12 protein-coding genes are annotated in these 14421 nt (G+C 68.5%); 5 read left to right on the forward strand and 7 right to left on the reverse strand.

From position 1 onward, the window contains the following. Positions 1–1311: ABC transporter ATP-binding protein (locus FFS20_RS14510; RefSeq protein ID WP_137826544.1), on the forward strand; the 1311-nt coding region annotated here is incomplete at its 5' end. 66 nt (positions 1312–1377) lie between these two features. On the opposite strand, the gene ilvC is transcribed toward FFS20_RS14510, so the two are convergent. From ilvC to FFS20_RS14525, 3 genes are all read right to left on the reverse strand, one after another. Then, positions 1378–2409 carry a ketol-acid reductoisomerase gene (ilvC, locus tag FFS20_RS14515; protein ID WP_137826545.1) on the reverse strand — a complete coding sequence of 344 codons (1032 nt, stop codon included), beginning with the start codon at positions 2407–2409 and terminating at the stop codon, positions 1378–1380. Between the two features lie 149 nt (positions 2410–2558). Continuing rightward, positions 2559–3071: an acetolactate synthase small subunit gene (ilvN, locus tag FFS20_RS14520; RefSeq protein ID WP_137826546.1), complete on the reverse strand. Its 513-nt coding sequence runs from the start codon at positions 3069–3071 to the stop codon at positions 2559–2561. Next, positions 3068–5005 (reverse strand): acetolactate synthase large subunit, encoded by a 1938-nt coding sequence (locus FFS20_RS14525; protein WP_137826547.1) that lies wholly within the window; start codon positions 5003–5005, stop codon positions 3068–3070. Before FFS20_RS14525 ends, ilvN begins: the two co-directional genes overlap by 4 nt. Positions 5006–5345: 340 nt before the next feature. Between FFS20_RS14525 and FFS20_RS14530 the strand changes: the two genes are divergently transcribed. Both FFS20_RS14530 and FFS20_RS14535 read left to right on the forward strand, forming a co-directional pair. Then, on the forward strand, positions 5346–7157 hold the full coding sequence (locus FFS20_RS14530; RefSeq protein WP_137826548.1) for an ABC transporter ATP-binding protein: 1812 nt from the start codon (positions 5346–5348) through the stop codon (positions 7155–7157). Beyond that, the gene (locus FFS20_RS14535) at positions 7154–9025 is read left to right on the forward strand and encodes an ABC transporter ATP-binding protein (RefSeq protein WP_137826549.1); all 1872 of its coding nucleotides are present in this window, start codon (positions 7154–7156) and stop codon (positions 9023–9025) included. Before FFS20_RS14530 ends, FFS20_RS14535 begins: the two co-directional genes overlap by 4 nt. A 229-nt stretch (positions 9026–9254) precedes the next feature. Here the strand turns inward: FFS20_RS14535 and FFS20_RS14540 are convergent, their stop codons facing one another. After that, a complete protein-coding gene (locus FFS20_RS14540; RefSeq protein WP_137826550.1) occupies positions 9255–10262 on the reverse strand; it encodes a hypothetical protein in 1008 nt (335 codons plus the stop codon). 205 nt (positions 10263–10467) lie between these two features. Continuing rightward, the gene (locus tag FFS20_RS14545; RefSeq protein ID WP_249356877.1) at positions 10468–11058 is read right to left on the reverse strand and encodes a protein-L-isoaspartate O-methyltransferase; all 591 of its coding nucleotides are present in this window, start codon (positions 11056–11058) and stop codon (positions 10468–10470) included. A 129-nt stretch (positions 11059–11187) separates the two neighbouring features. Between FFS20_RS14545 and FFS20_RS14550 the strand changes: the two genes are divergently transcribed. Together FFS20_RS14550 and FFS20_RS14555 are read left to right on the forward strand one after the other, a co-directional pair. Next, complete coding sequence (locus FFS20_RS14550) at positions 11188–11706, forward strand: adenine phosphoribosyltransferase (protein ID WP_137826551.1); 519 nt, start codon at positions 11188–11190, stop codon at positions 11704–11706. A gap of 283 nt (positions 11707–11989) precedes the next feature. Beyond that, complete coding sequence (locus tag FFS20_RS14555; RefSeq protein WP_137826552.1) at positions 11990–12811, forward strand: aldo/keto reductase; 822 nt, start codon at positions 11990–11992, stop codon at positions 12809–12811. 84 nt (positions 12812–12895) lie between these two features. On the opposite strand, the gene FFS20_RS14560 is transcribed toward FFS20_RS14555, so the two are convergent. Both FFS20_RS14560 and FFS20_RS14565 read right to left on the reverse strand, forming a co-directional pair. Then, positions 12896–13438: a MerR family transcriptional regulator gene (locus FFS20_RS14560; protein WP_137826553.1), complete on the reverse strand. Its 543-nt coding sequence runs from the start codon at positions 13436–13438 to the stop codon at positions 12896–12898. A gap of 2 nt (positions 13439–13440) precedes the next feature. Continuing rightward, the gene (locus FFS20_RS14565; protein WP_249356878.1) at positions 13441–14376 is read right to left on the reverse strand and encodes an SDR family NAD(P)-dependent oxidoreductase; all 936 of its coding nucleotides are present in this window, start codon (positions 14374–14376) and stop codon (positions 13441–13443) included. Between the last annotated feature and the right edge of the window lie 45 nt (positions 14377–14421).

Below are 14421 nucleotides of genomic sequence, written 5' to 3' on the forward strand. Positions count from 1 at the left end.
GGCAGCGACGGTGCGGGCGGGGCTGGGCGCGGGGACATCGGGCAGCGCGTGCTCGCGCAGCTGCGGGCGGTCGGCCTGCCCGATCCCGAGAAGGTCGCCGGGGCCTACCCGCATGAGCTCTCCGGCGGTCAGCTGCAGCGGGCGATGATCGCACTCGCGACGATCAACTCCCCGCAGGTCCTCATCGCCGACGAACCGACGACGGCCCTCGACGTCACCGTGCAGACGGGCATCCTCGACCTCCTCGTCGACCAGGCCCAGGCCGGACAGGCTGTGCTCCTCATCACCCACGACATGGGCGTCGTCGCCGACATCGCCGACCGGGTGGCCGTGATGAAGGACGGGCGGATCGTCGAGACCGGCTCCGTCGAGGACATCTTCGACCGTCCCGCCTCGGACTACACGCAGCAGCTGCTCGCCGCCGTGCCGAGGCTGAGCGCGGTCGTCGATGCCCGGGCACCGCGCGAGGAGCGCCCGGTCGCCCCGGCGCCTGCCGCGGACACCGTTCCCGCCGCCGAACTCCGCGACGCCACCGTCGTCCACCGCTCGTCCGGACGCCAGGTCATCGCGCTCGACGACGTCAGCCTCGTCATCCCTCCGGGCCGGATCACCGGTCTCGTCGGGGAGTCGGGGTCGGGCAAGTCGACGATCGCGAATGTGCTCACCGGCGGTCAGGCGCTGACCTCGGGTGAGGCGTTCGTCGCCGGGGAGCGCGTGTCCACCCGGCCGAACCGCCGCCAGCGCCGGCTGCGCGCCGAGGTCGGCGTCGTCTTCCAGGACCCGCGGGGCTCGCTCAACCCGCGCCGCTCGGTCGGGTCGCAGATCGCCGAACCCCTGAGGGTGCACACGGATCTCAGCGGCCGGGACATCGACGCCCGGGTCGATGTTCTGCTCACCGACGTCCAGCTGCCGACCGACTTCGCCGCCCGCTTCCCGCACGAGCTCTCCGGCGGGCAGCGGCAGCGCGTGGCGATCGCCCGCGCCCTGGCGCTGCGGCCCAAGCTCCTCATCGCCGACGAACCGACCTCGGCGCTCGACGTCTCCGTGCAGCGCGGGGTGCTCGCCCTCCTCGGTGAGCTCCACGCGTCGCTTGACTTCGCGTGCCTGTTCATCAGCCACGATCTCGCCGTCGTCGAACAGCTCGCCGGTCACGTCGTCGTCCTCAAGGACGGGCGCATCGTCGAGCAGGGCCCGAGCCTCGAGGTGCTCACGGACCCGGCCGAGGCCTACACGCGCCGGCTCATCGAGTCCGCGCCCGTGCCCGATCCGCGGATCCAGGCGGCCAGACGGGCCGCCCGCCTCGCCGCGTAGGACACGCGCCGACGACGAAGGCGCCGCCGGAATCCCTCCGGCGGCGCCTTCTCACGCTCTCGACTCTCAGCGCGCGGCAGTGCCCTCGGTGTAGTCGTCGTCGGTGTCCTTGAGCCAGGCGAACATCTTGCGCAGCTCCCGACCGGTGGCCTCGATCGGGTGCTTCTCCTCCTTGGCGCGCAGCGACTTGAACTCCTCGCCGCCGTTCTTCTGGTCGGTCATGAAGCGCTCGGCGAAGGTGCCGTTCTGGATGTCGACGAGGACGCTCTCCATGTTCTCCTTGACCTCGGGCGTGATGACCCGGGGACCGGAGACGTAGTCGCCGTACTCGGCGGTGTCGGAGATCGACCAGCGCTGCTTGGCGATGCCGCCCTCGACCATGAGGTCGACGATGAGCTTGAGCTCGTGGAGGACCTCGAAGTACGCGATCTCCGGCTGGTAGCCGGCCTCGGTGAGGACCTCGAAACCGTACTGGACGAGGTGGGAGACACCGCCGCAGAGCACGGTCTGCTCGCCGAAGAGGTCGGTCTCGGTCTCCTCGGTGAACGTCGTCTTGATGCCGCCGGCGCGCAGACCGCCGATCGCCTTCGCGTAGGAGAGGGCGAGCTCCCAGGCGTGTCCGGTCGCATCGACCTCGACGGCGACGAGCACGGGCACGCCGCGGCCGTCGACGTACTCGCGGCGGACCACGTGGCCCGGGCCCTTGGGCGCGATCATGACGACGTCGACGCCCTCGGGGGCCTTGATGTAGCCGAAGCGGATGTTGAAGCCGTGGATGAAGACGAGGGTCTTGCCCGGGGCGAGCTGGTCCTTGATCTCCTTCTCGAAGATCTCCGCCTGCACCTGGTCGGGGGCGGCGATGGTGATGACATCGGCCCAGGCGGCCACCTCGGCGGGGGTGCCCACTTCGAGCCCTTCGGCAGCGGCCTTGTCCCGGCTCGACGAGCCTTCCTTGAGTCCGACGCGGACCTGCGCGCCGGAGTCGCGCAGGCTCAGCGCGTGGGCGTGGCCCTGACTTCCGTAGCCGATGATGGCGACCTTCTTGCCCTGGATGACGGACAGGTCGGCATCGTCGTCGTAAAAGCGTTCTGCTGCCATTGTTGCTGCTCCTTAGAGGTTTCGGGGTGCTCACCCCATTGTTTCACAGTTCGGTACAGTTGCTCACCCACTGAGACGGTCGGTGTTCCACGGCGTGGAACGCCGGCCGTCTCAGTTGCGCAGGGCCGTCTCAGTTGCGCAGGGCCGTCTCAGTTGCGCAGGGCGCGGTCGGTGATCGACTTCGGTCCGCGTCCCACGGCGACGACGCCGGACTGGACGATCTCCTTGATCCCGAAGGGCTCGAGGACTTCGCGCAGGGCCTCGACCTTGTCGAGCTCACCGGTGGCCTCGACGCTCACCGAGTCGGTGGAGACGTCGACGATCGAGGCGCGGAACATCTCGACGGCGGCCGCGACCTGCGGCCTGGTCGCCGCATTGGCCTTGACCTTGTAGATGACGTGGGCCCGGCGCACTGACGCCGCCGGTTCGAGCTCGACGATCTTGATGACGTTGACGAGCTTGTTCAGCTGCTTCGTCACCTGCTCGAGGGCGACGTCGCGGACGTCGACGACGACGGTGATGCGCGAGAGCTCATCGTGCTCGGTCACCCCGACGGCGAGGCTGTGGATGTTGAAGCCGCGGCGGGCGATGAGTCCGGTGAGACGCGCGAGCACACCTGGCTTGTTCTCGACGAGGACTGAGAGCGTGTGCCGGTTGTTCATTCCAGGCCTCCTTCGATCTGCGCCACGGAGCGCACCGTTCCGTCTTCACCGGCCGCCGCCTCGGCGATGGCCGCTTCGGCCTGATCCTCGCCCTCGTCCTCGAAGTCCGGACGGATGCCGTTGGCGTACTGGATCTCGTCGTTCGAGACTCCGGCGGCGACCATCGGCCACACCATGGCATCGGGCGGGACGGTGAAGTCGAGGACGACGGGTCGGTCGTTGATCTCGAGCGCCTTCTCGATCGCGGCATCGACGTCGTCATTGCTGTCGACGCGCAGCGCGAAGCAGCCGTACGCCTCGGCGAGCTTGACGAAGTCGGGGATCCGGATCGTCTCGTGCCCGGTGTTGAGGTCAGTGTTCGAGTAGCGGCCGTCGTAGAAGAGCGTCTGCCACTGCCGCACCATGCCGAGGGAGGAGTTGTTGATGATCGCGACCTTGATGGGGATGTCGTTGAGCGCGCAGGTCGCAAGCTCCTGGTTCGTCATCTGGAAGCAGCCGTCGCCGTCGATCGCCCACACGACACGGTCGGGTTCGGCGGCCTTCGCGCCCATCGCGGCGGGCACGGAGTAGCCCATCGTGCCGAGCCCGCCGGAGTTGAGCCACGAGCGGGGGCGTTCGAAGTCGACGAACTGGGCCGCCCACATCTGGTGCTGGCCCACGCCGGCCGCATAGACCGCCTCGGGGCCGGTGAGGGCGGAGATGCGGGAGATGACGTACTGCGGATCGCAGAGCTCGCCGTGGGAGGAGTACCCGCGCGGGTACGTCTGCTTGAGGCGCCGGAGGAACCGCCACCACGGCTCGCGCTGCCGTTCGAGGGCCTCAGGGAACCTGCCGCGCAGCTCGGTGAGGATCTCCGAGAGCACTTCGCGGGCGTCGCCGACGATCGCGACCTCGACCGCGCGGTTCTTCCCGATCTCGGCGGGGTCGATGTCGGCGTGGATGACCTGGGCGTCGGGCGCGAACGAATCGAGGTTGCCGGTCACCCGGTCATCGAAGCGGGCACCGATGGCGATGAGCAGGTCGGACTTCTGGAAGGCCGCGACGGCCGGCACGCTGCCGTGCATGCCGGGCATCCCGAGGTGGAGCGGGTGGGAGTCGGGGAAGGCGCCGCGGGCCATGAGCGTGGTGACGACGGGGATGTTCGTCGCCTCGGCGAGCTTGAGCAGCTCCTTCTCCGCCTCGGAGCGGATGACGCCGCCGCCGATGTAGAACACGGGACGCTGCGCCTCGCTGATGAGGCGCGCGGCCTCGCGGATCTGCTTCGCGTGGGGTTTGAGGATGGGCCGGTAGCCGGGCAGCTGCGGTTCTTCGGGCCAGACGAACGGGGCCTCACCGGTCTGCGCGTCCTTCGTGATGTCGACGAGGACGGGTCCGGGACGACCGGTCGTGGCGATGTGCGCGGCGTTGAGGATCGCGGCGGGGATGTCCTCGGCCTTCGTGACGAGGAAGCTGTGCTTCGTCACCGGCATCGTCATGCCGACGATGTCGGCCTCCTGGAAGGCGTCGGTGCCGAGCAGCTTCGAGCTCTGCTGACCGGTGATGGCGAGCAGGGGCACGGAGTCCATGTGGGCGTCAGCGAGCGCGGTGATGAGGTTCGTCGCCCCGGGTCCCGAGGTCGCGATGCACACGCCGAGGCGGCCCGAGGCCGACGCGTAGCCCTCGGCGGCATGGCCGGCGCCCTGTTCGTGGCGGACGAGGATGTGGCGGATCTTGTCGGTCTCGAGCAGCGGGTCGTAGGTCGGAAGGATGGTGCCGCCGGGAAGCCCGAAGACGGTGTCGACGCCGAGGCGCTCGAGGCTGCGGACGATCGCCTGCGCGCCGGTGAGGACCTCCGGCGCCGAGGATCGCCGAATGCTGGTCGGGGTCGCGGTCACCGGGGGTGCGCTCTGCGCAGTCCCGGCGGCCGCCTTCTGAGCCGAGGGCGTGGCTGCCATCGTGTCGTATCCTTCCTGGGTTGACCCGCTCGCGTTTCGTCCCTGCATGAAAAAAGCCCCTCCGGTGTCGGTAGGGGCGCGCGGAACGTGTCGTACTGACAGGCTACGGATGATCCGCGCGCTGGCTAATGACGACGACGAGAAGGTGAGTCATGCCTCAATGGTTCACCGCCCCACCGGGAGTGTCAAACGGCAGAAACGATCGTCTCGCGATTCGGGATCGGTGGCGCTTGATGGATGAGATCGACCGCCTCGGCGAGCAAGGGCCGTTCTCTCACCTGATCAGTGAAACTCCACTTCAGAGCACCATGGACGCGGGAGTAACCGCGGACTAGGCTTGATGTTCGTGCGCCCCCTTCTACGCTTCTGGCCCGATCTGCGAGCGCGGATCGGCATCTACCTCGTCGTTCTCGTCCTCACCCTGCTCGCGAACGGCATCCAGCTCATCGTCCCGGTCATCACCGGGTACATCATCGACGGCCCCATCGCCTCGGGTGATATGTCAGGTCTGTGGCTGCCCGTGCTCGGAGTCCTCGGCATCGGCATCGCCGAGGCGGTCGCGCTGTGGGCGCGGCGGATGATCGTCGCACCCGTGGTCTCGACGTGGGAGATCCGCTGGCGCGCCCGCCTCTTCGACCGACTTCAGTACACCTCGGTGGCGATCCACGACTCATGGGAGTCGGGCCAGCTGCTCTCGCGCGCGACCAACGACCTCTCGCAGCTGCGGCGGTTCTTCGCCTTCGGACTGCCGTTCCTCTTGGCGACCCCGATCGTCATCATCGTCGGCACGATCATGCTCACCGTCCTCCAGCCGGTCTTCGGCCTCATCATGCTCGTCATGGCCGTGCCGACGATCCTCGCGGTGGCGATGTTCGAACGGCGGTATCGGGAGACCTCGCGGCAGTCCCAGGACGCCGTCGGTGAGATCACGACCGATGTCGAGGAGTCGATCCAGGGCATCCGGATCCTCAAGTCCTTCGGCCGCTCGCCGTGGGCCGCCGAGCGCTTCTCCGTCCTGTCGCGGAAGTTCCAGCGCCTCGAGGTCCGCAAGGCGAAGCTCGACTCGTGGTTCTGGAGCGTCCTCATCCTCCTGCCCACCCTCGCCCAGGCCGCGATCGTCGGCATCGGGACCTTCGGCGTCGTCCAGGGCTGGACGACGATCGGCACCGTCGTCGCCGGGGTGACGATCTCCATGGTCCTGCGGATGCCGATCGAGATGCTCGGCTTCCTCCTCGCCGATGCCATCATGTCGATCACCGCGGCCGGCCGCTACTGGGAGGTCATCGACATCCGCCACGACATCACCGATGCCGCAGGCGGCATCGACGACGACCCCGATGTCGGTCGCCACCGCGGGGAGCTCGTCTTCGACGACGTCGACTTCCACTTCTCCGACACGGACCGCCTCACGCTCGCAGGCCTCGACCTCACGATCGAACCCGGGCAGACGCTCGCGCTCGTCGGCACGACCGGCTCGGGCAAGACGACGCTCGCCTCGCTCGTGCCGAGGCTCCAGGACGTCACCGGCGGGGCCGTGCGCATCGACGGCGTCGACATCCGCGACCTGCCGGTCAACGAACTGCGTCATCTCGTCTCCGTCTCCTTCGAGGATCCGATCCTCTTCTCCGCCAGCGTCCGCGACAACGTCGTCATGGGCGCCCCGGGCTCCGACGACGATGCCGTGTGGCAGGCTCTGGAGATCACCGCGGCGAACGACTTCGTCTCCCGTCTGCCCGAGGGACTCGACACGCAGGTCGGCGAGCAGGGGCTCTCCCTCTCCGGCGGACAGCGGCAGCGCCTCGCCCTGGCCCGTGCGGTCATCGGCAAGCCGCGCATCCTCGTCCTCGACGACCCGCTCTCGGCCGTCGACGTCGACACCGAGGACCGCGTGCAACTGAAGCTGCGGGAGATCCTGCCCGATTCGACGACGCTCATCATCGCCCACCGGCCGTCGACGGCCGCGCTCGCCGATGTCGTCGCCGTCCTCGACGAGGGCCGCATCGTCGCGCAGGGCACGCATGAGGAGCTCCTCGAGACCTCCCTGCTCTACCGCGAACTCATGGGAGCCGGGATGCAGGCGACCGCCTCGGCGCGCGGCGAGGGAGCGACCGCCTCGGCGGGGAACCGTCCGACGGAAGGGGGCCCGGCATGAGCGCGCCGCGCCTGGCACAGGACGACGGGATCGAGGAGCTGCCGCCGGACATTGCGGCCAAGGCGCGGGCGCTGCTCTTCTCGCTCGTGCGTCCCCACCTGCCGATGGCCGTCCTCCTCCTCGTCATCGTCGTCCTCACCTCGGCGACCCTCGTCATCGGGCCGATCTTCATCGCCGACGCCCTCGACACCGGCATTCCGCAGGCCGTCGCCGGCGACCCGACGGCGCTGACGCGGGCGATCACGCTCTTCGTCGCCTCCGCCGTCGCCTCGGCGGTGCTCGCGTTCACGGCGACCCGGCTCGTCGGCATCACCGCGCAGAAGATCATCTTCACCCTGAGGCAGCGCGTGTTCACCCATGTTCAGCGCCTTGACCTGGGGTATCACGAGAAGTCGACGTCGGGGCGGCTCGTGTCCCGGCAGACCTCGGACATGGAGTCGGTCCAGCAGTTCCTCTCCTACTCGCTGTTCGAGACCGCGCTCGCGCTGCTCCAGATGGTGTTCATCGCGATCACGCTCATCGTCCTCGATGTGCCCCTGGCGATCGTCGTGTTCGCCGGGTTCATCCCGCTGTTCTTCATCACGAAGGCCGCGCACCAGACGCAACGTGGGGCGTACCGGCGCACCCGGACGTCGATCGCGAAGGTCATCGTCCACTTCGTCGAGACGATGGGCGGCATCCGCGCCGTCCAGGCCTACCGGCGCCAGCCCGACCGTCGCGGCACCCTGCGCGAGCAGGACTCGGCATACCGGGACGCCAACACCGATGCGCTGCGCGGAGTCGCGTGGTTCGCCGGGTGGACGCGGCTCGTCGGCAACGTCACGCAGACGGTCATCATCGTCGTCGGCGCGTGGCTCGTCATCGAGGGGTGGACGCAGATCGGCGTGCTCGCCGCGTTCATCCTCTATCTGCGCCGGTTCTACGGTCCGCTCGACGAGCTCGTGCAGTCGTTCAACCTCTACCAGTCGGCGTCGGCGGCGCTCGAGAAGATCGCCGCCGTCCTCGACACGGATCCCGGCGTCCCGGCACCGGCCCAGCCCACCCCCCTGCCCGCGCACACGGGGGCCGGGGGTACCGCCGGAGCTGCGGCCGCGGTCGCGGTCGGCACGGAAGGGTCAGCCGCCTCGGCGACGGGACGGTCGATCGACCTCACGGACGTCCGCTTCGCCTACGCCGACGGCCCCGACGTCCTCCCCCGCTTCGACCTGACGATCCCGGCGGGGCAGATCGTCGCGCTCGTCGGCGCCACGGGGGCGGGCAAGTCGACGCTCGTCAAGCTCGTCACGCGGTTCTACGATCCCTCGGAGGGCACGGTGTCCCTCGACGGAGTCGACCTGCGCGACCTCGATGACGCGGAGCTGCGCTCGAGCGTCGTCATGGTCACGCAGGAGTCGTTCCTCTTCGCCGGCACGATCGCCGACAACATCCGCATCGGCAATCCGGAGGCCAGCGATGCCGAGGTCGTCGCGGCCGCCGAGGCGGTGGGCCTCGACCCCTACATCCGCCGCCTGCCCGACGGGTACGACACGGACGTGAAGAAGCGCGGCGGCCGGCTGAGCTCGGGCCAGCGGCAGCTCGTGTCGTTCGCCCGGGTGTTCCTCGCCGATCCCGATGTCGTCGTGCTCGACGAGGCGACCGCCCACCTCGACATCCCGTCGGAGAGGCTTGTGCAGAAGGCGCTTGCGACGGTGCTCGAGGGCAGAACGGCGATCATCATCGCCCATCGGCTCTCGACCGTCGAGATCGCCGACCGCGTGCTCGTCATGGACGCCGGGCGCATCGTCGAGGACGGCACGCCCGAGGAGCTCATCGCCGGCACCGGTCGCTTCGCGCAGCTCCACCGCGCGTGGCGCGACACCCTCGTGTGAGGGCCGCGACGGCCCGTCCGCGTTCGACGCCCCGTGCCGACGCCGGCTCGATTCCGACGCCCGACGCCGGCTCGTCTCCGACGCCCTCAACCGACAAATACGCCCTGCGCCGACCTCCGCCCGTCTTCGACGCCCCCAACCGACAAATACGCCCGGGGCTAACGGCGTATTTGTCGGTTCACCGCGTCGAAGACTGGCGCGCGCGACGTGTGACTGCGTAACTGTCGCTTCACCGCGTCGGTGTCGCGGGCGTGCGGGCGCTGACGAGCCGTGCCAGATCGGTGAACGGGCGCCGGCGCCACAGGTCCTTCCAGAAGATGCGGACGACCGTGTAGCCGAGAGCCCTCAGCTGCCGCTCCCGTTCGCGCTCCTTGTCGAACGCGTCACGGGGATCCGTGTCGTCGATCGTGTATTTGATCCGGCCGTCGAACTCGAGGATCGTCTTCGATGCGGCGTGGAGGAAATCGACCCGAGCGACGAAGCGACCGTGGTCGTCGACGATCTCCACCTGCGGTTCGAATCCCGTGAGGCCGACCTCATGGAGCCTCACGGCGCTGATCGACTCTCCCGGTGACTCGCGCCGCGGATCGGCGAGGTCGAGAGCCGCCGCGACTCGGAATCGACCGCGCGTCTCGCGACATTGCCCAGCGGCGTCGCGGAGCCCGTCGGGCGTCACGACATGACGACGCAGCGCGTCATCGAGCATGGGCACGCTGATGTCGAGGTCGCAATCGCGGGCGACATCGATGAGCGTGCGCTCCCGTGTCGTCAGGGCGACATCGCCGAGGCGGTCGATCTGTCCTGGAGGAACATCGCGCCGTCGTATGAACAGGTGGGCGTGCCGCTTGTTCGTGGAGGTCCGGATGACTTCGACAAAGGGCTTGTCCATCTTCGCGATGGTGAAGTCCCACAGCAGAGCGGCCGACAGATGGGAGAAGACCTCCACGCCGAAGCGCCCCGACTCACCTGACCGACCGTTGACGAGATCGGCACGGGTGCGGATGAGGACCTTGACCCGAGCGAGCACGTCGCGCACATCGCCCACCTGCTCGAACAATTCGGCCTCGCCGAGCGTGACTGCCTCCGTGATCCGGGCGTGCCGGGGGTTGTCGCACCGGCGCTTGACCGCGAACCGCCCCCGAGCGATTCTCTCCAGGCAGCAGTCGGCTGCCACGCTGACGTCGCGGTCGGAGCAGCCGAGACGTCTCAGGTCGGCGGTCGTGAACACCTGATACATGACATCATTCTGCCCCTATAGTCATCAACCGTCAACTAACATCCGCGAAAAAGACATATCGCGTCCAAACTTCATTGTTTCGCGAGTCGCGCGGGCACTCTCCACCAGCTGGCTCGCGACTCATTCCGCTCCGACGCCCCCAACCGACAAATACGCGGTTAGCGCAGAGCGTATTTGTCGGTTCACCGCGTCGGCGCCCGGCGCCTCACTCCGTGATGAGAGGGACGAACCGGTAGCGGCCGTGCTGGGTGATCGTCACCTCGCCGGCGGCCTCGCCCGTGCGTTCGACGCGAAGCATCACCTCGGCGACCGGGATGACCATGACTCCGCCGACGGTCAGTTGCGCGACGAGGCTGTCGGGCAGTTCATCGGCGCCGGCTGACACGAGGATGCGGTCGAAGGGCGCGCGCTCGGGTCGACCGAGAACTCCGGGCGTCGCTTCGGCGAATTCGAGGCAGTCGATGTCGAGCCCGGCGAGGGCGGCGATGGAACGCTCGAGGAGCGGCCGATGACGCTCGACGCCGATGACATGGCCACCGGGTCCGACGAGCGCGCCGAGGAGGGCGGTTGTCCATCCCGAACCGGACCCGAGATCGAGGACGGTCTCGCCCGGTTCGACGCCAAGAAGCGCGAGCATGTCGGCGACCGTGCTCGGCTGCGAGTTCGTCTGCCCACATCCGATCTCGAGCGGCACATTGCTGCCCGACCAGCCCTGCTGGTCAGCGGGCAGGAAACGGTGCCGCGGCACCTGTGCGAACGCCTCGGCGAGCGTGACCGGATCGATCGGCGAGGCCACCTCGTCTCCTCTCCACGGCCGCCGCCCCAACGTCCCACGATGGACGGCGCCCGGCAACGGATCCGTGTCGACGAGGATACGCTCGTGCGATGCCCACCGGAAGCAAGCGGCCGCGAGTACAGTTGACCCGTGACGACTGCAGAGCTCGACCGCGCGCGGACCCTCATCACCTCGATCCCCGACTACCCGGAGCCCGGGGTGAACTTCCGCGACATCTCTCCGCTGCTCGCCGACGGCGCCGCGTTCAATGCCGCCACCGATGCGCTCATCGCCCCGTTCGTCGGTCACTTCGACTTCGTCGGCGGACTCGAGGCGCGCGGGTTCCTCTTCGCCGGGGCGATCTCGGCGAAGACCGGGGCGGGCATCCTCCCCATCCGCAAAGCCGGCAAACTGCCCAAACCCGCCGCGGCCGTGTCCTACACCCTCGAGTACGGCACCGCGACGATCGAAGCCCCCGACGTCCTGCGCCCCGGCGATCGCGTCCTCCTCGTCGACGACATCCTCGCCACCGGCGGGACGCTCACCGCGGCGCAGGCTCTCGTCACCGAACTCGGCGCCGAGGTGGTCGGCTCGGCAGTCGTCCTCGAGCTCACCGATCTCGGCGGCCGCGCCCACACCGGCGACGTCCACACGGTGTTCGCAGACTGACGCGGTGGCCGCGGACTGACATCCTGGCCGCGGACTGGACCGCCCACCGCCGACTGAACCGCCAGCCGCGCTGACGCGGCAATGCACCCTGCCTGCACGACCGCCTCGGCGTCGGAGAATTCTCGCTCAGCGCAATCGGAGAAATCATCCAGATTTCGGGAATGATTCGGGCGGTGAGTGTCGTTGTACGCTCTGTTGTGTGCCGGATACCGGCGCGCGACTTCGGGTCGAGGCGTCCCACCGGGCGCCGACCAGACCATCATCCGTGACGAAAGGCGACACCATGTCGGTACCAGATCTCACCCTCAATGACGGCTTGACCATCCCGCAGCTCGGGTTCGGCGTCTTCAAGGTCGACCCCAAGGAGACCGAGCGCATCGTCACCGATGCCCTCGAAGTCGGCTACCGTCACATCGACACCGCCGCTGTCTACGGCAACGAAGAGGGCGTCGGACGCGCCCTGGCCGCTTCGGGCATCCCCCGCGACGAGCTCTTCATCACCACCAAGCTGTGGAATGATCGCCACGGTGCCGCCGAATCGCGCCGCGCGCTCGAGGAGAGCCTGACGAAGCTCGGACTCGACTACGTCAACCTCTACCTCATCCACTGGCCGACCCCGGCGCAGAAGAACGCCGTCGAGACCTGGGAGGCGTTCCCCGGCTACCGCGACGAGGGCCTCACCCGCTCGATCGGCGTGTCGAACTTCGACTACCGCTACCTGCCGGAGATCCTCGACACCGGCATCATCCCGGCCGTCGACCAGATCGAGCTGCACCCGCAGTTCCAGCAGATCGACACCCGCCCCCTCCTGGCCGAGAACGACATCAAGATCGAAGCCTGGGGGCCGCTGGGTCAGGGCAACGTCGACTACGCATCGACCGTGATCGGCGAGATCGCCGAGTCCCACGGCAAGTCGTGGGCCCAGGTCATCATCCGCTGGCACCTGCAGCGCGGCCACATCCTCTTCCCCAAGTCGAACAACCGTGAGCGCATGGCGCAGAACTTCGACGTCTTCGACTTCACCCTCACCGACGCCGAGATGGCCTCCATCGACGCGCTCGAGAACGGTGGCCGCGTCTCCGCTGATCCCGCCGACGTGAACTGACCTCACCGAGGCTGCTTGGGCCGGTAACACTGCACCGTGAGAACGCGGGCGAAATCGTTTCGCCCGCGTTCTGCGTTGGTGAGGTCAGCTCGGATCGGCGGCAGTGTGTTCAGCGTAGACGCTGACACCGTCAGCGTGATCCCCGCCGAGCACGTCACCGGCGCGACCGCCGTAAGCGGCGATCTTGTATTCGGTGGCGGCCAGCGACAGGGTGAGCTCGCGGATCCGGCGACGGATCGTGTCGCGGTGCTCGATGAGCAGGTCGAGCCTCTCCGGAACGGTCGCCTCCCCCGCCTCGACGAGGTCGACGTAGTGGGCGAGGTCGCGCATGGGCATCCCGGACAGCCGCATCCGAGTGAGGAACACCAACCGCCGCTGAGCCTCGGCGCCGTAGACACGGTGCCCGGCTGCGTCCCGGTTCACCGCGACGAGCCCCTTGCTCTCGTAATAGCGCAGGGTGTGGGGAGAGAGGCCAAGCAGCTCGGAGATCTCCGCGATCGACAGCGGAGCGGCCTCGTCACCGGTGTTGACCATCCGGTGGATGATCTCGACGGGCAACGTCCCGTCGATGTCGGCGAAGTCTCCGAGGTCCGCCAGGATCCGGCTCATGAGATCATCGGTCGCCATGCTCACACCGCCCGCTGTGAAGGTCGCATGCCGGGAAAGTCAGCGCTCTCCGCCACGGCGGCCAGGCGCTCGACCTCGGCCGCATTTCCACTGTACGCCGCCCGCAGACGTCGCACCGCCTCGGCGCCGAGAGGCAGACGCAAAGGCAGCTCACCGCCGGTTGCAAGACTTGGCTCGACCAGATCGACGATGATCGCCGCCGCACGGACCGGGTCTCCTTCCTGCCTGCCGTCCACCTCGGCAAGATCGGCGCGGGCTGGTCCGACGATCGCCGCATAGGCGTCCGTCTCCGTCGTCATCCCGAGCGAATGCGCGGTATTGAACCCGGTCCGGAACCGTGAGGGCTCCACGAGCATCACGCCGATGCCCAGCGGCCCCACCTCGGCGGCCAGCGCCTCCGACCAGCCCTCGAGCGCGAACTTGCTCGCCGAATAGGCCCCGGCCGCAGGAAACGACACCCGCCCTCCCTGGCTGCTCATCTGCACGATCGCCCCGCTGCCCTTCGCCCGCATGAGCGGCAGGACGGCCCGGGTGAGCGCGGCGGCGGCGAAGAAGTTGAGCTCCATCTGCTCCCGGAGCTCACCGAGGCCGATCTCCTCGACGGCACCGACGATCGCCCGCCCCGCATTGTTGATGAGCACATCGACGTCGAGGTCGGTCAGCGCCTCACCCACCTCGGCGACGGCGGTCTCATCACGGAGATCCGCGGTGAGGACGGTCAGCCGGTCCCCGACGTCCGCCTTGAGCTCCTGCAGGGTCTCCGGGTCGCGGACAACGACGACGGCATCGTGCCCGCGCGCCAGCACCTCCTCGGTCAGTGCCCGCCCGAAGCCCTGCGAGGCGCCGGTGATCGCCCAACGCTGCCGGCGCTCGGACGGCCCGCGGACCTCAGTCGTCATTGTCGTCGCTGCTGTGATGTTCTCGATGTGTGAGTTCATGACAGCGACGCTACGAGTTCGAGCGCGCTCGAACGCAAGGCTGAT

Source organism: Brevibacterium sp. 2SA (assembly GCF_005502845.1).
GTDB lineage: Bacteria > Actinomycetota > Actinomycetes > Actinomycetales > Brevibacteriaceae > Brevibacterium.